We start from the raw sequence: 19,897 nt of genomic DNA, 5'->3' as shown, positions 1-19,897 counted from the left end.
ATGAAGAACATACGGAGGTAAACATACCGAATACAACCAATATGTTGGAAGGCTACAACTCACAACTTAAAAGAGCTTTACTGAACCATAACGGATTAAGCGATACCAACAAAAAGAAGTTTATTGATGGATTTCTGAATATAACAAAGTAGGCTAGAAATTGTCAGCCTACCATTTGTCCATTACAAACATCTGGAGCTTTTTCAGCCTACCAAATGTCCATTACGCCGCAAAAATGAGCTATACGCCTTTTTTTGTGTACGCTCGGCATGAGCATTATCCGCTCATCTCTCAAAAGCTCGACTTACAACCAACAGATGGTATTGGATAGCACCTTTGTTCATTACAGTTGGAATCCACTCCTTGAATACTCCATTTTCTTCACTGTCTCGCTCTTTACAAAGGACAGCACCTGACTTTGATTTTTTAGACACCTTAAAAGTCCATAAAGTAAATGTACATCGGTGGTGTGAGAGGTCGGTGAACACGAAAGTAGGAGATAAACACCTATGATTAGTGTTTACCTCCTATTCGATTGTTTTTACTGAATAGTAATTCTTTTATTTCCTATGGTTGTTCGTTAAGCTCGAAGCTCTTTGCGCCCGTTGGTTCTTCCTCACCACCTGGATCTGGCGCAATGGGACCTAAAGGGTTGTCACCCACATTCGTAGTGGATGGATCACACAAGTGATACTCTATATTCACATTCACTATGGTTATGTCAGGAGTGATGTATGTTTTCTTATTCATATTTTCGATATCTTTTTCTTTAGCCCATGCTTTTCTTAAAGTTTATGTTTGAAAAATCATATCCTTCTGTGGAGAGGATTTCCGTATTGTTTGATTAGTGTGGAAATCCTCTGCCACATGGGTAAAGCTTTGTTTCACATTAATCAATAAACAACTATTTTCTTCCCATCAACCACAAATATGCCCACTGGCAGGTCTTCAGTCGATGATCCGTTACTTACCTTTCTTCCGTTGATGTCATAGATGCCTTTTGCCGTGCGGTTGTTTCCTTTTTCATTAGCTTCTTTTAAGGTTTCGATGCTCGTTGGATTGGGTTTTGTTGGGTCAGTGATGAGAATTTTGGCACCGCCTGGCTGATCTTCTGTATATTCCAAATACCATCGTGTTCCCTTCAGTGCGAATGGGTGTTGGTAGCGTGTGAGTGCTCCCTTGTTCATCACATAGATGAAGTTGTCCGGGCTTGCCTGAATCTTCCCATGCTCTGTATTGCTGTCGTTCGAGTAGAAGAAGTTGGTTTTGAGTGTGATGGTTTTTCCGTCTGCCATTCTGTACGATTCGCCGTTCATGGCTGTAATGTCGCTTGTGTTCAACGAAACACCGGGCAAGAAGTAATGTGGACCTGTTGTCTTCACTGTCTCTTTACCAAGTGCCTCGGCTAATGGTGGCCATGTTATCTCGAGATATCGTTCTCCATCTTTCATTGGCATAATCAGGTAGGCTTTATTTTTATGTATGGCGATATCGTCCCATCCGATGGCATCTATATCGACTGTCTCAAATGCAATATTCTTTCCTTCGTGATCAAGCCCTTTCAGCTTTGCTAGTTTTACATTGTTTCCGAAAGCAGTGTATATTTGATCTTTGTTCAGATCGACAGGAACGATGAAAGAATTCCACTTGTTTATTTGGAAGTTGCGGAGCAATGCCATAGTCTGGAATTGCTGGTCTCCAAAGGCATTATAGGGGATCATATTTTCGAAATTCTCAAACATGGGGAATAGTCCTCCAAGGTATTTCATCTGAAAATTGTCGAAAACTGCCCAGTCTTCTGCCGGGTTGGATGTTTGGTTTTCCACCATAACTCCGAATTCGATATAATCTCCCTCGTTGGCCCACACAATGGACTTTGTTATGTAGTTGTCTTTGTTGGCATAAAAGGTCATTCCCGATTCTGTTAAGTTTGTTGGTCCGCCTTCTTTCCATAGTGGGAATGCTGCTCCTGTCATCTGTACGTATTGTTTTTGGTAAGGCACTTCCGGATTTCCGGTTGGTATTGCCGTGAACGAGTTTGTTGCTAATCCTGCATATTGCTTCTTGCTTCCATCCCCGGGTTTGTAGAAACCTTGACAGGATATCATGTATAAACCTGCCTTTTGATTTTTTTGCGTATATTGATAAAATTGTCCTACACCCCCTTTTATTTCTCCGTTATAGAACTGTCCGTACATCACATTGTAAGGTGGGTAAACTCCTGACGGATAGCCAGTGGGATAAGATGTATATTGTTTGTCGGTTTCGGTGAGTGGCGTGAAACTTTTATGATCGCCTTCGGTACTTTTGTGCTCTGCTCTGCTCGAGTGGAGATTACCCACTCTGACGGTTGCCGTGCTTCCTTCGGGTATATTGGTTATCCATGCCGCCTCTGCACCGTTCTCGCGCGAGAGGTTTTGGTCGTATATAAGAAAACTGGCATCGGCAAGATCGCGATATGATCCTGGGGTTTCCTCGAACCTATCAATAAGATCTTTCCGCGTGACGATTACCCACCGGTTGGCATCTTTTCTGTATTTTGTCCCAGAAGCAAATCTTTCTGTACCTATTACATACTTGCGTGCTCCGGTCTTACCGCTATTGGCATAGGTGAGATAGTAAGTTCCGAATCGGTCCGTACCAACATTTTTAGCACGGATGTAGTATTCGTTATTTTTGTTATCATCCTTGAAAAGTTCCCAATCGGTGCCCACATAGGCTGCAGTTTCATTCTCGCCCCTTAAACGATCGATGTATACTCCTAAATCATCACCAGTCTGATGTGAAGGGTCGCTAGATCCTGTTATCACTCCGATATGGTTGCCGTCTGCTGCGTCAGGGTGTTGATAGTCCCCAATCAGCTCCACAATTGCACTTCCTTTGGTTCCTGTACCTCTGTGTACGAGCCATACTGGTATGCCGATTTCAAAGAGTGAGGCTTCTGTACCCCAGTGACCACCCTGGTTGAAAAAGATACGCGAGTTTCCCGCTTCTTTGCAGGCAGCTACATTCACCAGATAGAGAGTGTTCTCTTGTGTAATACTGTTGTTTTTTCCATCCTTATCAATCAGATAGAATTGTTTCTGCGTTGGATCAATTGCGTGTCCCATCCATGGAGTTCCATTGGCTGTCTGTGCTGATGTTGATCGCATTGACATGAATGCCAATATCAATGCGAGCAATGAGTAAGTAATTTTGTTCATATATGATTTTAATTTAGATATTAAGATAACATAACATCATTGAGGGGATACAAAACTAAATATTGCATAAACTATGATCACTCTATGGCTGTACCACAGCTACTATGGGCTTGTCTGTTTGTAATCCGCTTTTCAACAGATGGTTCTACTATCAACTTTTTTAAGCTAAGACAAATTTACCTTATTTTGATAATTTATCAAAATGTTTATTCATAAAAATAGTTAAGAAGAACATAATGGTATTAAAATTAAATTATTGTATATGCGAGTTCGGGATAAGAACTTTTCTTATCCCGAACTCGCGTAACTTTGAATTTTTAGACTTCTTAAATGCCCATAAAGTAAATGTACATCGGAAAGATAGCAATGTTTCAGTCTGCAAAATGAGTTATAGGTCAGTTTTTAAAGAATTTCCCCCGACTCTGCCCATGATGGGTCGTTCGGGGGCTTTGTGTAAAGGTGTAAATCATATATTACACCGGCAAACAATTAGTTATGGATTTAGGGAGTATCCTTAAATTAGGTAACGAAGACTAAATGGTAATACAAAAATGAAGTTTTTGCACAATAGTTGTGGAATTAAAGAACAATTTTGTTACCTTTGCAACCAATTTTGAACAGTATTTACTAATTTATATTCTATTTAATGAGAAAAAGAACGCTTATTATCATGGCACTTTCATTGGCATTGGCCGGCACTACACATGCCGGAGGGTTGCTGACGAACACAAATCAAAACATCGCATTCAACCGGAACTTCGCACGCGAGGGCGCCATCGGCATTGATGGTGTCTATTCCAACCCGGCCGGTGTGGCGTTTCTGTCAAACGGGTGGCATGTCTCCCTAAATATTCAGAACGTTTATCAAACGCGAACCATCAATTCTTTGATGACGGTTCCTGCCTTACAAGGCACACCTTTTTATCAGCCATTCAAATTGAACGGAGGCGATGAGAAGGGTTATAAAAGTTTCACGGGGAAGACATCAATTCCCATAATTCCTTCTTTCCAGATAGCTCGGAACTACGACAAATGGGGATTTCAATTGGGGTTTGGAATTGTAGGAGGTGGGGGTAAAGCCACTTTCAACAAGGGTTTGCCTTCTTTTGAAAGACAACTGGCAATGATACCGGCTTTACTCTATGAACAAGGCATTAAAAGCGATGTTCCTACTTACGGTTTTAGTAGCTATATCCATGGTCAACAATACGATTTTGGATTGCAATTAGGCTTTACCTATAAAGTCAATGAACATTTGGCAGTTTATGGTGGAGCACGCTTCAACTACATTTATAATATCTATGAGGGTAATATCCTTGATATTTCCGCAAACATCGATGGTCAGACGCAAAAGGTATATGATGTGTTCGACAACAGAGCTAAAGGATTGACACAGCTTGCCATTCAAGCCACCAATCAGGCCGCACAGGCCACCGATCCTGCCACGAAACAGAAGTTGGAGGGTGTGGCCAAGCAATATCAGGAGGGTGCAGACAAACTTAATAAGGCAAAACTACAGTTTGCGGATCGTTACCTTGACTGTACGCAACACGGATGGGGGATTACGCCTATTATTGGCATCGATTATAAAATAGGGAAATGGAACTTTGGTGCCAGGTACGAGACGACAACAAAATTTAATATCGAAAATAAAACCAAGCGCGATGATACAGGGTTGTTTGAAGATGGTGTGAACACACCTAACGACCTTCCGGGATTATTGGGTGTAGGTGCACAATATGAAATAACCAAGAATTTGCGCGTCATGGCAAGCTATCACTATTATTTTGACAAAGATGCGCGAATGGATAAGAATAAGCAGCGTTATCTGAGCAGTAACACAAGAGAATATCTTGCGGGAGTGGAATGGGACATTACGCCTGCAATAACGGTTAGTGGTGGCGGACAACGTACCAAATATGGGCTGGGAGACGGCAAATACCTCTCAGACTTGAGCTTTGTTACCAGTAGCTATAGTCTCGGTCTCGGCGCAAAAGTAAGGCTTACGAAGAAAATGCACCTGAATGTTGCTTACTTCTTCACCAACTACGAAAAGTTCAACAAGGAGTATGAGGCTGTAATTGATGGCAATGGCAAAGAAGTAAAAACTCAAAACACCGATAACTTCACACGCTCCAACAAGGTGTTTGGTGTGGGGCTTGACATCGATTTATAGATTATTGGGGATCGATATCGTAATAAATCAGCAGTGCTCCATAGCGTTTTGCTCTCAAGAGAGCTTCTTTGGCGCGGAGAAGATAGGTTCTGGCGAGCCGATAGTCGATACCCGTTTCTAACTTGAGCATTATTTTCCTAATGTGTAAAGTTTTGATGCGGGCAACGGCAGGTTTGTCGGGACCCAAAACTCGGTTTCCAAAGACCTCGCGCAAGCGCGAACCCATCTCCAACGCTGCCGAATTAACGGTATTGTCATCGCGATGTTTCAGATAGACATAGATTAGCCTGCTAAACGGCGGATAGTGAAAGTTTTTCCGCTCGTCGATAAGCTCATTGAAAAAGCCTTGATAATCATGGGCAACCACCTGTCGGATAACGGGTAAATCTTTGTTTTTTGTTTGGAGGATTACCTTTCCTTGCTTTCCTTTACGACCGGCACGTCCACTTACCTGACACATCATCATGAAAGCATGCTCGTATGCGCGAAAATCGGGATAGTTGAGCATGGTATCTGCATCCAAGATGCCCACGATGGAAACATTGTCGAAGTCGAGTCCTTTTGAAATCATCTGCGTTCCGATGAGCAGATTAGTGCGCCCGGAGGAAAAGTCATTGATCAGTCGCTCGTAAGCATTCTTCGAACGCGTTGTGTCCAAATCCATTCTGGCAATGCGTGCTTCGGGAAATAACTCCATGATGGCGTCCTCTATCTTCTCGGTGCCATAACCGCGATTGCGAATTTCCTTGCTTTCGCAGTTCGGACAGCTTTCCGGAACGCGATAGGTGTAACCACAGTAATGGCAGGTGAGCTGTCCCATGTTCTTATGATAGGTTAGCGATACATCACAATTGGGACATTTGGGCACCCAACCGCAGACATGACACTCTACCATGGGAGCGAAACCGCGCCGATTTTGAAACAAGATGACTTGCTCACCACGTTGTATTGCCGCACGAACGGCTCCCAGCAATTGTGGAGAGAACGGTCCTCGCATCATCTTGCGGCGGCGAAGGTCTTTTACATCAACCACTTCTATTTCCGGCAGACGAATATCCTTGTAACGCCGATTGAGCGTTACAAATCCGTACTTTCCCCGCGATGCGTTGTGATAAGATTCCACAGAGGGAGTGGCGGTGCCAAGCAGAGTTTTGGCTCCGAACATTTTGGCAAGTACGATAGCGACCGAGCGTGCATGATAGCGTGGCGCGGGATCTTGCTGCTTGAAACTTGTCTCGTGTTCCTCATCAATGATGACCAACCCCGGATTTTTGAAAGGCAGGAAGACAGCACTCCGCGCCCCGAGAATAATATCGTAAGGTTCATCGGAGAGTTGTTTCGTCCAAATTTCCACACGCTCGGCATCACTATATCTGCTATGGTAGATGCCCAGCCGACTGCCAAAAACTCGTTGCAGGCGTTCCATGATTTGTACGGTGAGAGCTATTTCGGGGAGCAGATAAAGCACCTGCTTGTGTTCGTCGAGAGCTTTTTGTATCAGGTGGATGTATATCTCAGTCTTGCCTGACGAGGTAACACCGTGCAAAAGTGTAACATCATGCGACTGCATTTGCTCGCGAATAGCGTTATAAGCCACCGTCTGCGCATCGTTCAGCGGCTTCACCATTTCGGGATGATAGTCCCCGGTGGAATTGAGCCGCCCCACCTCCTCTTTGTAGGTGGTCAGGATGCGCTTCTCCAGCAGATTGCGCAGAACGGGCTGACCGCAATGTGCCGTGTTCAGGAGTTCGTCTCGTGTTACCGGCTTCAGCGACATTTCCTTCATGCGCATGTCAGGCTGTTCTGACACGCCTGCCAATTGCAAATAATCGAGCAGTAACTTTTGCTGTTTTGTGGCACGTTTCAATCCTTCGAGCAAATGGGTAACGGCTTGTCCGTCATTATAGTCTTCGGTTAGTCGAACGTAGGTTTCCGTCTTGGGTCTGTAGCCCTCTTCCGCTTTTAGCCCGGAGGGTAGGGCAGCTTTATAGACATCGCCAAGGGGCGACATATAATAATCAGCTATCCATTGCCAAAGTTCCAATTGTCGTTCAGTCAAGATGGGTGAAGTATCGAGTACGGAGCAAAGGCTCTTGTATTCCACTCCTTCCACAAGATTTGAAGCCTCGTGTGGCAGGGTGGCGCAAATTCCCACATACTTCTTGCTTTTGCCCAATGGCACGACTACCCTGCTACCGGGCTGTGCCATTGTTTCTAAATGTTCCGGCACAGCATAAGTAAAAGTCCCCTCCAAGGGTAAAGGCAATATCACTTCTACATATTTCATCTTGTATGCAAAGATAGGCTAAAGCAAAAGAATCACAAAGTAAAATCACGGATATTCAACAGAAAATAAAATATTTATTTTCAATTTGATGTTCAATCTCAATAGTGTCCTAAATATTCTTCACCTGTCTTTCCAAGGCTTAGCTGTTGTCTTTCAAAAGCTAAGCTTTTGCACTGCAAAAGGTCATGTATTGGAGTGCAAAAGCTTACCTTTTAAATCCTGTTTGGTATTATCCTGATTATCACCAGATTAAGAGGCGAGCTGCTGACACTGTTTTTGTAATATAATTTCGCAGTGATGGCAGGATTGAATATTTGGTATAAAAGAATCTGTTTCCCACCACCTGAATACACATTGGGACATAAGGAGAAGTGGATGCTATTCGCATGGAGAGTGTATTAATAAAAATATAACAATGGTTTGCGTTTTTTAACTTTGATTTTTTGATTATATAAAGTTAAAAAAATACTTTTGCATTCACATTAATTTATATTAAAATTTAAATTACTAAAAATGAAGCTATTATTGGGACTGTTAGCTATAGCCGCTCAAATATTCGTAATAGGCTGTGTGTGTTTTACATTTATTGTTCAAGTTAAAAACTTGCTCCGTGCCATTAAAGAGAAAAATAGAAAATGGACTATCAGTACGGCAGCAATACTTCTATTTAGTGTTGTAGTGATATACTTTGCTGACCTTGATCAGATGATAGTAAATGTATATCAATCCTTGATACATTTATGGAATTATTTTGGAAGATTTTAGGGATACTCTTTAAAGGGTATGTAGTTATTGGGACCATTTGGATGATTTTCACACTAACACGTGATTTAATTCAATCCATAAAGGAGAGAGATAGAAAAGGGGTTATTACTGTGATTTTCTATATGATTTTCTTTATTGGTATAGCATACTTTGTAGGAGTTCAAGATATGGTCTTGAAATTGTATCATCTTGTATTTTAAGATAACCACAAGGCTGATTATCTAACCGCCAAAAACAAAACGAGGACGCAGCTATGGAAGTTGCGTCCTCGGTTTGTATTACGCTATATCGCTGATTAGAAGAAATATGCCAATCCTATCTGCCAAGAATTGTTGCGACTCTTGCCCTTGCCGACAATGGCATTGGCAGTGCTTGACGCTGCATTGGAGAAACTAACGTCAGCCGTTTTCCCCATGGCGATATTGTAATTGGCACTGATTTGCAGATGGCTGAGAAGTGTTACACCAAAACCGGTATTCACGCTGAAGCTGCTATTTTTCAAGGAATAGCTGCTGCCATACGTCCAATTGAAATCCTTATTGCCAACATTGATGCCCCATTGTGGACCGGCAAAGAAAAAGAGATTGGCTGTGTTGCCCAAGCCCACCGCATAACGAAGATTCACGGGGAGAGCTATCTGCTGCTGTTTCACGGTTTGTTCTTCGCCATTGGCATCGGTGAGCTTGGCGGAGCGATAGTCGTAGAGCGCGGAAGCATCGATGCCGAGACCGGTAAGGGGAAGACTGAATTTGACGGTAGGTCCGACAAACCCACCTGCCTGATTCGACTTGTTGAACACATCGCCTGAGAAGTGGAAATCGGTAACGTTCAAACCTGCCTTAACTCCAAACTTCACTCCTTGAGCTTTTATCCCGGAGGCAAAGAGAAGGCTCGCAAAAATTAACGCGAATGTAAATACTTTCTTCATGTCTATAAAGTTTAAGACGCTCACGATATCTCATAGATACGGCAAGCGTCCGGTTTAAAATATTATTTGCTAAACAAAACTCATGGCTTTCGTTGCGAAAAACTAATGCCGCTGGCGGCGAACCGTTACCCGGGCTGCGCTCTTATTGTTGCTATTGCTGCCGGAGCTACGACGTGTGGCACGCGTTGATGAACGACTGCCGCGCCGCGAGCTGCGAGATTTCTTTACGGCTTTCTCTGTGGTTTTTGTATCGGCAATGCTATTCAAACTGTCTTTGGCTGCCGGGTTGCCGTAAATATTCTTCTCAAAATCTTTTAATTCGCGCTCAATCTTATTCTGCTCAGCCGTGAGGGCGGAGTCAGTGGAGCAGTATTGCGACAAGGTTCTTCCCAGCATGTTATTCGTCTTATATATCTTTCCATTGTAACGATTCATCGTGAAGTAGTCTTCCACACTCATCGTGGCGGCATTGTTCAGATTACTTGTCATTATCATTTGCTTGGAGAGATATGGTGCGAGGTCATCGTACTTCACCCAGAATAGTGGATACTTCACGGCTCCGGTGCCAAACTCATCGTTTCGATACATGATAGGACAAAGCGCAATCACCTTTCGATGGAAAGTCGAAGTGTTCTGATCGTAGTATGCGCTCTCCTTTATATAGTAGCCTTTTACCTCAGCGGAGGGGATATCACTATTATCCAAACGGATGCCGCGGTCGGTGCGCTCATAATAGATATGATAGTTGTCGAGGAATTGCAAGGGCTTGATGCGTGAAGAATCGTTGAAGACCTCATTTCCATCCATGCGATATTCATAAGCATTGATTCCACCATGGCGCGGACCTGACATCATGAGTTTGAAAATATACGTAAAGAGATTCATTTGTGAGCCAACAGGCTCTGTGGGATAGTAAAGCCCGGAATTGGCATCATCGGTAAGGTTCAACTCGCGATAAATGTCGCGTCGCCACACCACATCTTCGTTCATGGGTACCGCTGTGGGGAAAGAAATCTGCGCGCGAGTGGTAATCGCGTCGGCGTTCGACTTGTTTCTGCCTTGTTGACCGGCTCGGCTGCGTGCGGGTTGAGCACAGAGATTCATGACCGTGAGCACAACACATACTATCAATAATATTCGTTTCATGTTCTATATCTTAAAACCGTGCGTCTTGAAAACAGACGCGTAACGGATGTTTCACTTCAGGTTTATTGTACTATAACTTCCATGTTTCTGCCATTCAGCGTGCGTGTGGTGCCGTCAGGTCCGTGAACAACAACATTGGTTATATAAAACCGCTTGTTTCTGCTCAAGTGACGGAATTGCGCTTTCTGCTGAGCGGAGAAAGAAGCTCCGTTACTTGCCAACGGAACGGCATTGCCCATGGCATCGAAGAAGACGGTGCGGAAACTCTTTACGGTGAACGGAATATCAAGCAATCCATCGTCGATGGCTGCTTGGATGCCGGATGCCGACATCAGTGTTGCTTTCGACAAGCCGCCACTCTTAAATCTGTCGCCTCCCATGGCGATATAAGGTGATGGGTCAGGCAATTTTCTTACCTTGAATTGATACTGACCAATGGTCTTGCCTTTGGCGGAAACGGTAATGGTAACCGGTTGTCCGAAAGTTGAAGGGCGAGCGATGAATTTTCCACCTCCTCGCGCAATCAGCGTGCCGCCCGACATTGTGGCACGAACATCGTTTTGTCCCATGTTGGGAATACTAATCGTCAGCGGATTGTCGAAGCCGGCGTAAAGCACGTTCATCAAATCGGCAGCAATGGTTGCCATGCCCTCGAAAGGTGGCGTGCGCTGCATACCGTCAGGACTGATGTAGCGTTCCGGTTTCGGACCTCCCGTTACCCAGTAGTCTTGTGAGAAGTTTCTCCGAAGCACATTTCCGGCAAGGTCTTTTATCAAGATATAGCCGGATAGCGTATGCCGTCCGGGGCTGCCGGCTTTTATGTTGATTCGATTTCCACTGATGCGCTGTCCGTTTACAAAAACTTGTGGTTGCTGGGTGGAATCTACCGCAGCCAAGAACATTTGTGCTGTCATTGTTTCGCCCGGATAAAGGCGTGTCTGATTGGGGACGACAAATGCCTGCAACTTGTTTACGCGGAGGTCTTTCAATCCTACGTTTGCCACCAGCGTGTGCAACACTTCACCTTCTGCATAGCGCACATCACTCTGCAGCTTCGAAAGCAGGGTTACCGCGGCGGCGGTGGGCATATCCTCGAACATGTATTCTTCCCAATTCTTATTCAAGGAAGGATTGGGTACGTTGGTGGATAAATTGCTTGCGATGATTTTTCGCTGCACCGGGTCGGTAACAAATTTCAATATGCGTTCACGATAACTGTTGATTGCGTTGAAGAGTTTGTGTCCCTGTCCCGTTCCGGGAGCCAACATTACAAAGCTCGAAGCCTCTAAATCTTCTTTGTTCCTGATGTTTAATGGATCTCCCTCCTTTCCGTCTGCTTCACTCACGATCTTTACTTTCAGCTCTTGTGCATAATTAAACAAGGAGTCGCTCATGTTTCTCACGGTCGATGCCATGATGAACCATTCTCTTACCTTCTGTGGATTCTTTTGCATCATTTGCTCCAGTTCGCCAAAGATTGCTTCATTCTCCTTGGTTGAGTTTCCTGTGGTTCGGTTCAGACTTTCCTCCACGATTGAAAATCCGTTAAGCACCTCGGTAGAGATGTTCAGCGCAAGCATTGCCATGAGGACGACATACATCAGGTTTATCATCTTCTGGCGGGGGGAAATCTTTCTCTTTATGATTGCCATTTACTTCTTATCTAATTTTTCAAAGTGTTTTTACAACTTGGTTGAAAACAGATGCGAACAGCCTCTCTATTCCGCATTGGAATGTGGGGCAGGAACAACGTTATCAACCGGTGTTGTAGCACGCATGTTCACGGTCATAGCTTCGATCATGCGAGCATAAACAGCATTGAGCTGCTCTATCTGTTGCGCCATCTTGCGAGTTTGGTCATTTATTTGATCGATGGTGCCTATTTGCTGACTAACTCCTTTCAGCTGCATTTCATACACCTTGGTTATTCCGGTCAGCGTCCGGTTGAGGTTTTCCATCTCTTCGCTGTCTCGAGTCAGACGCTGACTTTGGTCATTCACCTTATCCAACATGTCCGTTAGATTTTTCAATGCTGCCACGTAATGGGTCTGTGCCTCTACCATTTCCGGTGTCTGCTGTTCGGCATTCTCAATCACTTGACTTTGTCTGTTAATCACTGCCGTGGCAATTTGCTCCGCTAAAGGCATTGTTTGTCTTGCGTCTCTATCCGCCTGTGGAATGGAAGACGAAATAGAATGAGGAACTGTGTTGTCCGAGGTCGGGTGGTCGGACAAATCTTCCGTGTTTTCCTCATCTACATTAAAATGTGTAGGGATTTCTTTTCCATCATCAGTTTTATCGAAAGGTCGATCAAAAGCCGAGAGAAAAAACACGACTACTTCGGTTCCCATTCCCACGAACAACATCGTGTTGGCACCGGGTAAATGGGTAAGTTTGAACAATGCTCCCAAAATAACGATAGATGCCCCCCAACTATAGCCGTAGTTCAAGAAAGTCTGTCCGGGAACGGTATCAATCCACTTCTGAAGTTGATAGATAATATTGTATTTGCTGTACTGTGCCATTATCTTCTATTCTTTTTGCGTTTCTTATAACTCTTTTTAGCTTGCTTTGCAGCTTCACTGGATGAACTTGCCAAACTGCGCACACAACGGAATCCAATGTAACTTCGAGGTTGATTTTGATACTCCCAAGTCCGCCATGCGCTTCGTATATAACTTTCCGGGTCTTTCCAGCTACCCCCTCGAACGCTTTTCTTTTTCAAACGATAAGGGTCTTCAACAGCCGCTTTATATTCCAACTGTGGGTTTAGGTCGTTCATAGCGGCAACGCCAGCCTCGGTATAGATGGTACTAGTCCATTCTGCCACATTTCCTGCCATGTCGTACAACCCATTGCTATTTGCATTGTAGATACCCACTTTGCTGGTGATGAGATTGCCATCCTTTGTGTAATTACCGCGATCGGGCTTGAAATTGGCATAGAAACATCCGTTGCCACTCTTTACGTCTTCATTTTCCCAAGGAAACTCATCTTGATTTTTTCCACGCGCGGCATATTCCCACTCTGCCTCTGTGGGAAGGCGATACCGCTGAATGAAACGAGCTTCGCCACCCAAGCCTTTCAGTAGGTAGTTGGTGCGCCATGCGCAAAAAGCATTTGCTTGTTCCCATGTTACTCCTACTATGGGATAATCATTATAAGTGGCATTGCTGAAATAGTTTCGCAGGTAGGTTTCATTGTCGGAATTGCGAAAGTCGTTTACCCAACAAGTCGTATCGGGGTAGATATTGACAATGTAAGTATTCAGGAAATCCCATGGACCTGACAAGGGGCGATTGATCGTTTCCTGATGAATGATTCCCTCATCGTCTATATAAGCCGTGTCTTTGGAGATCATCACTATCTCATCGGGATGAATCGCTATGTCGGTGTTCAGGTTGCGCTCCGCGGGATTCAACCGATTGCGTCGCAAGGCAGCGGTTGTATAATCGTAAATTTCGTATCGATAATTGAGTTGTTTGCCATCGATGCTTTTTTCTCCCGTTACGGGATTGGTAACATATAAGCTTTCAAAAGCGCGCAATTCATCTTCGTTTGGCTTTCGTGGTAAGCGTTTGTTCCAATTAATATGTGGTGGTACGGGGTCTCCGTTCTTGTCTTCCGTAATCATATAGGTTTCGTCTCCCCCATAGGATGGGTCGGCTAAGCGAGTGCGGATAATGGAGTCTTTCACCCATTCAATGAACTGTTTGTACTCGGAGTTGGTCACCTCCGTCTCGTCCATCCAGAAGCCATCGACCGAGATGTCCTTTACCGGTGTGTTTTTCCCCCAAAGACTGTCTTGCTTGTCGATACCCATTTTCAGCCATCCACGTTTTACCAAGGTCATTCCATAAGGGGTTGGTTCTTTGAAGGCTCTTCCACTCACACCTACCACTTCACCTCCTCTTCCCGATGAAGCGGCAGACTTACCCCCGAAACAGCCGGTAAGAGTGCCTGACATGATTATACCCAAGCAAAGAACTGCTATACTTTTTCTCATTTTCATATCTGTTGTTTCTATAGAAATCTGACGCTTTTATGTTTATTTCTGCCTTTCTTTTGTAAATTTATATCTGTCTGATAACTTACGAACAGCTCATGACTTCCGTTGCCGGGATCGGCGGAACTTGTGTACATTTCGTAACTATACCCAATGTTAATCCCATGGAAGCTACCTCCGATATAGGCTGTTACCGAATTTGTGGGACTGTACGACAAGCCACCGTAGAGCATTTTCTTATCATTCTTATATACGAGCCGAGCCGTTAAGTCTGCCCTATAACCATTCCCATCATATCGTGCCAGCACTGTGGTCGGTATAGAAAGAAACGGATTTCTTAACTTAATATTGTATCCGCCTGTTAAATAATATGTGCGATCTATTTGTATTTCATTCGTCTCGCCAAGTTCAACAAGCGGAGCGTTCAGATGCTGAACCGATGCGCCGACATACCAATTCTTTCTTAAATAGTATAATCCGAAGCCAAGGTCAAGTGAGTTACCGTCTATTTTGGAACGGCTAAATGCCGGATCACTCGAATCTTCCACATCAAGTTTCGTACCATCAAAATTCTCCAATAGTAACCCCAACTGTATGCCGGCTGATAGCATTCCTCCAAAAATCGGCTTCCGCAAAGCATATTGCCCAGAAACGCGCTGATGAGTAAAGAGTCCTATTTGATCATTAAGGAGCGAAAGACCCACTCCATGATATTGCTTCAAAAAATAAAGTGGCATATCCGCACCCACATAGAACGAACGCGGGCTATTCTCATAACCGGCGAAGTCGAGCGCATACGCGCCTGTTACGTTCATCTTATTATCTTTCCCCACGCTGGCGGGGTTAAAATAAGGCTCCATTGCCCAATAATGACTGAATGATACGTCATATTGTGCCACGGCCAAATCCGCGACAAACAGAAAAAGTCCTGATATAATAAGCAAACGTCTAAACACGAAGTGATAACGAACGCGGATAATATTTATTGTAAAACTTTTGCAAATAAAATAACAAAAGTGCAAAGAAATATCCGAATGAATTCCTTTGCACTTTCCTATTTTAAGTTAAGAGTATCAATACTCATCCTCGTCGAAGAGGAACAAGACGTATTGAGTTTCAAGTGATTCTACTGCCGTATCAGCCTTTTTAATCATTTTGTTTCGTTGTGTAAGACCATAAAAGGCGCGGTACACACAAATCAATCATGCGAAAGAACTTTCCATTATATGAATGTTCAGACACTTCTCTATTTCTGCTATACTCTTGAATGAGAAGTTTGTATGACCAGACAATATCTTGCTGACATATTGCGGAGAACAACCAAGACGTGATGCGATGTCTGCACGTGAAAGTTTGTGCTCCTGCATATAATCAATAATTTTCATGGCAATGCCTTGCGACCATTTAAGCCACACTTCATTGTCTTGTCTCCACTTGGCTTCTTCGGCAAATGTCGAAGGCTCGCTACTGAGATTTCTTTCAAGAAATTTTAATGTTTTCTCTTTCATAATAAATCCTCCTCAAAAAAGTCCACAAAACTGTCTTTATCAAAGATACCATTCTGCTGCAAATAGTTTCGGCAAGCATTGAGTTTGTCTAATTCCATTTGAGTATGTTCTCTGTCTTGCATTGTTGCTGTGAGTTTTATGGCTCCGCCAGTTACAATGTAAACATTAGGTTCTATCCTTATGGCATATATCCGAAGCCAACTTGCATGCCGTTCTCTGTCCCAATTACGCGCTTTCTCACGCGTCAGTTCATGTATTCTGTTGTCTGTCAGACTTAATGGATGAAAAAGTCCGTCCAACTGTTCGGTGTATGGAAAGTCTAATATCAGGCGTTCAAGAGCTCTTGCATCTTCCATCGTGTCTTTAATGGCATCACTTATCTTCTCAACATGAAAGAATCTTTGTAAATCATCTATATTGGCAAGAAAGAAATCAAGCAAATAGTTGGCATTACTCCACTCGCGGAAAAGCATTGTCAGCTCATCTGCTTCTTTTGCTTCATCTCTGACTGCCCAAAGATGATTATAACCTGTTATGGCTCTTACAAATTTCATATATAATATGTTTCCTGATGCAAATATAGGCATTTAAAACGAAATATGCAACTTATAGGTTGCATATTTCATTTTGAAAATCTTTTTAACGTTCTCTCTTCCTGAAAGTTCTTGCCTCTGTTTATTGCTCCAACCTGCACTCGCTCACTATCCATTAGTCGATAATTCCAAATGCTTTCTCCATTACCTTCATATACATCCAATACATCTGGCAAGTCTTCATAAGGATAATATCCTGTACTTAATTCATGTTCTACATTAAAGAATTCTTCTTCAGGGTAATCAACACAATCGCCATAATGATTTATATAATGGGTTATGCCATTGGGAATATCCCTACTTTATGAAAATAATGTCTTCGAATCAAAATATAGCGATTTGAGCAGTTTATTTGGCGGTAAAAGACCTAAAAAAAGCGATATAGAAATCTTATTATAAAACTTCTATATCGCTTATATTCAACGCCCTAAGCCATTCTTGTGGCTGTTTGAGCGATTAATACTCGTCCTCATTCCATAAAAAATCATCTTTAGAGGGATAGTCGGGCCAAATGTCTTCAATACTATCATATACATCGCCCTCATCTTCTATTTCTTGAAGATTTTCCAACACCTCCAAAGGTGCACCTGATCGAATAGCATAATCAATCAACTCATCTTTCGTTGCCGGCCATGGTGCGTCTTCCAGCTTAGATGCTAATTCCAGTGTCCAATACATAAGCTATATTTTGCCATAAGTTTTGCGTGCAAAAATACCACTTTATTTCTTATTTACAAGGATTTTTCCAAGTTTTTTCTGTTACATTCTCAATAATATTCAAATAACGGGAGAGAACGAAGAAATAATCAGACAGTCGGTTAATGTAAGCCATCAAGGTTGAATCAACGGGAGAAATGGCATCCAAAGCTATAATCAGTCGCTCTGCTCTGCGACAAACGGTTCTGGCAACATGGGCAAAAGAGGCGGAACGCGCTCCACCGGGAATTACGAATTGCCTTAACTCCGGAATGGCTGCCTGCATTTTGTCAATCATCTTTTCGACATGATCGATTAACATCGAATCAACAACAGATTCTTTCAAGTCCTTCTTAAAATCATCTCCCATGGCAAGGTTGCAACCAACATTGAACAACACATTTTGAATTTCAGAGAGTAGATTTAATGTGTCCGGTTCCGTTATATACGAGGAAAGGACACCAAGATAAGCATTCAGTTCATCAACGGTGCCGTATGCCTCGATACGTAAATCCGATTTTTTCACACGAGTTCCGCCAATGAGACTGGTCGTGCCTTTGTCGCCGGTTTTTGTATATACTTTACTCATCGCTGCAATGTTTTAAAAATTAATAATATAGTTTTGTTTGGGTCTGCTATCAAAAAAAGCAATCCCAAGATAATAGAGATCATAGGAAAAACTAACACGGTGATGACTCACGACGGTCTTCCAAAGTAACGCTCCAAATGTATTGTCTCGAATGTCATCCACTATGAGAATGTCATTTGGAGTGATTGTGTCCAAAAAATGGCCTAAAAGAGATGGGCGCGTGGTGGAAGAAAGTACATAAAGGGTCGGTAGGGCAGTAGAGTTTTTGCTCAACTCCAAAGTTTCATCGAGAAGATGTATCTCGCAATTTGAATTTGCCTCATTTATGAAGGCAGAAAAAACCGGAAATAAATTCTGAGCGATAAACATGTTCCGCGCATTGGAAGCACGAATAATCCTATAAAGCAGTCGTGCTTTTTTCTTCTCTAAATGTCCATGGCCATCCAGCTTGGAATCAATTAGATTATAGACCTGATAATGAGTATGATTATTAATGACCTCACGAACAAAAGAAAAGGCAGAAGGTGATTGAATTCCAAAACCTTGCACATACTTAATTCGTTGAAGCCAAATTATTCTCCGTTGGATAGAATAAGGTAACTTAACCATACATCATGCCTGTAACGCAATGCAAACTTACAAAAAAAAACCGAAAAAGAAAATTTATTGTCAATAAATTATATGATTGTTCATGTTGAAGAGATTAGCTACAAGAAAAACAAAATTCCCCTTCTGTGTATATGCGTTGCTAAAAAAAGGGGCAATCGTTATTATTTGCTGAGATATGCGCTGCGAAACATTTCCCAATCATTGTTCTTTCATTGTGAGTCTTTGTAAATCGTTGCAAATCCATTCCCATGGCGGATATGATTTACTAACCTCTGTGGCGGAACAACCACTTTGTTTTGTTTGTTTGCTGATAGTTGGAACTTAAAAGATTTGACTTTCAGATGGCAAAGACATATTTTTGCCATCCGAAAGCCAATATTCTCTATTCGCATTGAGAGGAATCATAGAACAAAACCATAAAGAATCATGAAGGGGGAACAGTGTTAAACCCCTTTCATGGTAATTGGTGCAATGAAACAGTCAGGAAGAGAAAAAATGTGCTTTCTCAATCTTCGTTCCATAAATCATAGTCATCCGGGGTAAAGTATTTTGCGGTAGTCGTACCCGAACTGTCCCCACCGGTATCCGGGGGTGTTATGTCTTCTCCACCGGGACCCGACCCGGCTAAAATCATCTCTCTTTCATTCATGCCGATTTCCTGTGTGCAAGGAATTTCATAAACTCTTTTCGTCATAAACTTGTATCATTCAATTTTGTTAACAATTAGCGTTTCGAGACGCTTATCTCGTTTTTTGAAAACTTACTCCAGTTCCCAAAGATGGGATGAGGTCTTAATGTTTTTATTTCAAATTGCAAAGTAACAAAGTTTTTTGCGATTACACAAGGTTTTGTCTTGTTTTTTTTATTGTTTCTTTAAAAATGATGGATTCTTGTAATGTTTTGCCAATAGTGTCCTAAATAATTCTATGAAATCTCACACAAAATTGTATCAAATCATGAAATTTTACGTGCTTTCTTCCAAATGCTGAATGGCACCCATCTCTCCTTATGTCTCCAATTCGTATTCGGGTGGTGGTAAACTGCTTCTTTAATACCAAATATTCAATCCGCCATCACTACGAAATTATATTACACAAACAGCGTTAGCAGCTTGCCTCATAAACCATTGAGAATCAGGATAATATCAAACAGGATTTAAAAGGGTACTGTCCTATAAAAGTGTGTAAGCTTCTTTTTTCTTATCTTTGTATTTGATAACTTTAAAAAAGAAAAAAATGAAACTTACACATTCGCAAATTTCGGAAATTCTTTCGAATTACACAAGCAGCAGCGAGGGTTTTGTTACCCTTCAGTCATTAATCATGAACTCCCTGATGTATCATGAACGAGAGTTGTTCGTCAGCGAAAATGCCCATGAGCAATGCAATGGC

16 protein-coding genes and 1 pseudogene are annotated in these 19,897 nt (G+C 42.7%); 2 read left to right on the top strand and 15 right to left on the bottom strand.

From position 1 onward, the window contains the following. Positions 1 to 152 (top strand): annotated as a pseudogene (locus tag E0E16_RS15015) (IS256 family transposase, variant Zn-binding type); the annotation flags it as partial. A 415-nt stretch (positions 153 to 567) separates the two neighbouring features. Here the strand turns inward: E0E16_RS15015 and E0E16_RS09605 are convergent. Further along, positions 568 to 750, bottom strand: a complete 183-nt coding sequence (locus tag E0E16_RS09605; protein ID WP_130830128.1) for a hypothetical protein — start codon at positions 748 to 750, stop codon at positions 568 to 570. A 143-nt stretch (positions 751 to 893) separates the two neighbouring features. Then, a complete protein-coding gene (locus E0E16_RS09600) occupies positions 894 to 3,203 on the bottom strand; it encodes a hypothetical protein (RefSeq protein WP_130830127.1) in 2,310 nt (769 codons plus the stop codon). 646 nt (positions 3,204 to 3,849) lie between these two features. Here E0E16_RS09600 and E0E16_RS09595 point away from each other — a divergent pair. Beyond that, positions 3,850 to 5,379 carry an outer membrane beta-barrel protein gene (locus E0E16_RS09595; protein WP_130830126.1) on the top strand — a complete coding sequence of 510 codons (1,530 nt, stop codon included), beginning with the start codon at positions 3,850 to 3,852 and terminating at the stop codon, positions 5,377 to 5,379. Position 5,380: 1 nt separating this feature from the next. Here the strand turns inward: E0E16_RS09595 and priA are convergent, their stop codons facing one another. The 13 genes from priA to E0E16_RS09530 form a co-directional block, all read right to left on the bottom strand. After that, on the bottom strand, positions 5,381 to 7,666 hold the full coding sequence (gene priA / locus E0E16_RS09590) for a replication restart helicase PriA (protein ID WP_130830125.1): 2,286 nt from the start codon (positions 7,664 to 7,666) through the stop codon (positions 5,381 to 5,383). Between the two features lie 1,060 nt (positions 7,667 to 8,726). After that, positions 8,727 to 9,359, bottom strand: coding sequence for a porin family protein (locus tag E0E16_RS09585; RefSeq protein ID WP_130830124.1), 633 nt, complete (start codon positions 9,357 to 9,359; stop codon positions 8,727 to 8,729). A 102-nt stretch (positions 9,360 to 9,461) separates the two neighbouring features. Further along, complete coding sequence (gene porN / locus E0E16_RS09580) at positions 9,462 to 10,505, bottom strand: type IX secretion system ring subunit PorN/GldN (protein WP_130830123.1); 1,044 nt, start codon at positions 10,503 to 10,505, stop codon at positions 9,462 to 9,464. Between the two features lie 62 nt (positions 10,506 to 10,567). Then, complete coding sequence (porM, locus tag E0E16_RS09575) at positions 10,568 to 12,157, bottom strand: type IX secretion system motor protein PorM/GldM (protein WP_130830122.1); 1,590 nt, start codon at positions 12,155 to 12,157, stop codon at positions 10,568 to 10,570. A 66-nt stretch (positions 12,158 to 12,223) separates the two neighbouring features. Then, complete coding sequence (gene porL / locus E0E16_RS09570) at positions 12,224 to 13,030, bottom strand: type IX secretion system motor protein PorL/GldL (protein ID WP_130830121.1); 807 nt, start codon at positions 13,028 to 13,030, stop codon at positions 12,224 to 12,226. Next, a complete protein-coding gene (gene porK, locus E0E16_RS09565; protein WP_130830120.1) occupies positions 13,030 to 14,517 on the bottom strand; it encodes a T9SS ring complex lipoprotein PorK/GldK in 1,488 nt (495 codons plus the stop codon). The genes porL and porK overlap by 1 nt, the downstream gene beginning before the upstream one ends. Positions 14,518 to 14,528: 11 nt before the next feature. Beyond that, positions 14,529 to 15,467, bottom strand: coding sequence for a PorP/SprF family type IX secretion system membrane protein (locus E0E16_RS09560; protein ID WP_181951341.1), 939 nt, complete (start codon positions 15,465 to 15,467; stop codon positions 14,529 to 14,531). 246 nt (positions 15,468 to 15,713) lie between these two features. Beyond that, complete coding sequence (locus tag E0E16_RS09555) at positions 15,714 to 16,019, bottom strand: helix-turn-helix domain-containing protein (RefSeq protein ID WP_130830119.1); 306 nt, start codon at positions 16,017 to 16,019, stop codon at positions 15,714 to 15,716. Continuing rightward, positions 16,016 to 16,573 carry a hypothetical protein gene (locus tag E0E16_RS09550; protein WP_130830118.1) on the bottom strand — a complete coding sequence of 186 codons (558 nt, stop codon included), beginning with the start codon at positions 16,571 to 16,573 and terminating at the stop codon, positions 16,016 to 16,018. Before E0E16_RS09550 ends, E0E16_RS09555 begins: the two co-directional genes overlap by 4 nt. Positions 16,574 to 17,068: 495 nt before the next feature. Further along, positions 17,069 to 17,290 carry a DUF2795 domain-containing protein gene (locus E0E16_RS09545; RefSeq protein WP_007368922.1) on the bottom strand — a complete coding sequence of 74 codons (222 nt, stop codon included), beginning with the start codon at positions 17,288 to 17,290 and terminating at the stop codon, positions 17,069 to 17,071. A gap of 49 nt (positions 17,291 to 17,339) precedes the next feature. Beyond that, complete coding sequence (locus E0E16_RS09540) at positions 17,340 to 17,897, bottom strand: cob(I)yrinic acid a,c-diamide adenosyltransferase (protein ID WP_130830117.1); 558 nt, start codon at positions 17,895 to 17,897, stop codon at positions 17,340 to 17,342. A 12-nt stretch (positions 17,898 to 17,909) separates the two neighbouring features. After that, positions 17,910 to 18,506 carry a hypothetical protein gene (locus tag E0E16_RS09535; RefSeq protein ID WP_130830116.1) on the bottom strand — a complete coding sequence of 199 codons (597 nt, stop codon included), beginning with the start codon at positions 18,504 to 18,506 and terminating at the stop codon, positions 17,910 to 17,912. Between the two features lie 505 nt (positions 18,507 to 19,011). After that, positions 19,012 to 19,200 carry a hypothetical protein gene (locus tag E0E16_RS09530; protein ID WP_130830115.1) on the bottom strand — a complete coding sequence of 63 codons (189 nt, stop codon included), beginning with the start codon at positions 19,198 to 19,200 and terminating at the stop codon, positions 19,012 to 19,014. Positions 19,201 to 19,897: the final 697 nt, after the last annotated feature.

This window comes from Prevotella rectalis (assembly GCF_900607215.1).
Lineage (GTDB): Bacteria > Bacteroidota > Bacteroidia > Bacteroidales > Bacteroidaceae > Prevotella > Prevotella brunnea.
The sequence above is the reverse complement of the archived record's forward strand: the minus strand, read 5'-3'. Positions and strand labels throughout refer to the sequence as shown.

Excerpts from the sequence above, each read along its gene's own strand:
- E0E16_RS09605 (WP_130830128.1), bottom strand. The coding sequence starts at position 750 with ATGAATAAGAAAACATACATCACTCCTGACATAACCATAGTGAATGTG.
- E0E16_RS09600 (WP_130830127.1), bottom strand. The coding sequence starts at position 3,203 with ATGAACAAAATTACTTACTCATTGCTCGCATTGATATTGGCATTCATG.
- E0E16_RS09595 (WP_130830126.1), top strand. The coding sequence starts at position 3,850 with ATGAGAAAAAGAACGCTTATTATCATGGCACTTTCATTGGCATTGGCC.
- priA (WP_130830125.1), bottom strand. The coding sequence starts at position 7,666 with ATGAAATATGTAGAAGTGATATTGCCTTTACCCTTGGAGGGGACTTTT.
- E0E16_RS09585 (WP_130830124.1), bottom strand. The coding sequence starts at position 9,359 with ATGAAGAAAGTATTTACATTCGCGTTAATTTTTGCGAGCCTTCTCTTT.
- porN (WP_130830123.1), bottom strand. The coding sequence starts at position 10,505 with ATGAAACGAATATTATTGATAGTATGTGTTGTGCTCACGGTCATGAAT.
- porM (WP_130830122.1), bottom strand. The coding sequence starts at position 12,157 with ATGGCAATCATAAAGAGAAAGATTTCCCCCCGCCAGAAGATGATAAAC.
- porL (WP_130830121.1), bottom strand. The coding sequence starts at position 13,030 with ATGGCACAGTACAGCAAATACAATATTATCTATCAACTTCAGAAGTGG.
- porK (WP_130830120.1), bottom strand. The coding sequence starts at position 14,517 with ATGAAAATGAGAAAAAGTATAGCAGTTCTTTGCTTGGGTATAATCATG.
- E0E16_RS09555 (WP_130830119.1), bottom strand. The coding sequence starts at position 16,019 with ATGAAAGAGAAAACATTAAAATTTCTTGAAAGAAATCTCAGTAGCGAG.
- E0E16_RS09550 (WP_130830118.1), bottom strand. The coding sequence starts at position 16,573 with ATGAAATTTGTAAGAGCCATAACAGGTTATAATCATCTTTGGGCAGTC.
- E0E16_RS09545 (WP_007368922.1), bottom strand. The coding sequence starts at position 17,290 with ATGTATTGGACACTGGAATTAGCATCTAAGCTGGAAGACGCACCATGG.
- E0E16_RS09540 (WP_130830117.1), bottom strand. The coding sequence starts at position 17,897 with ATGAGTAAAGTATATACAAAAACCGGCGACAAAGGCACGACCAGTCTC.
- E0E16_RS09535 (WP_130830116.1), bottom strand. The coding sequence starts at position 18,506 with ATGGTTAAGTTACCTTATTCTATCCAACGGAGAATAATTTGGCTTCAA.
- E0E16_RS09530 (WP_130830115.1), bottom strand. The coding sequence starts at position 19,200 with ATGACGAAAAGAGTTTATGAAATTCCTTGCACACAGGAAATCGGCATG.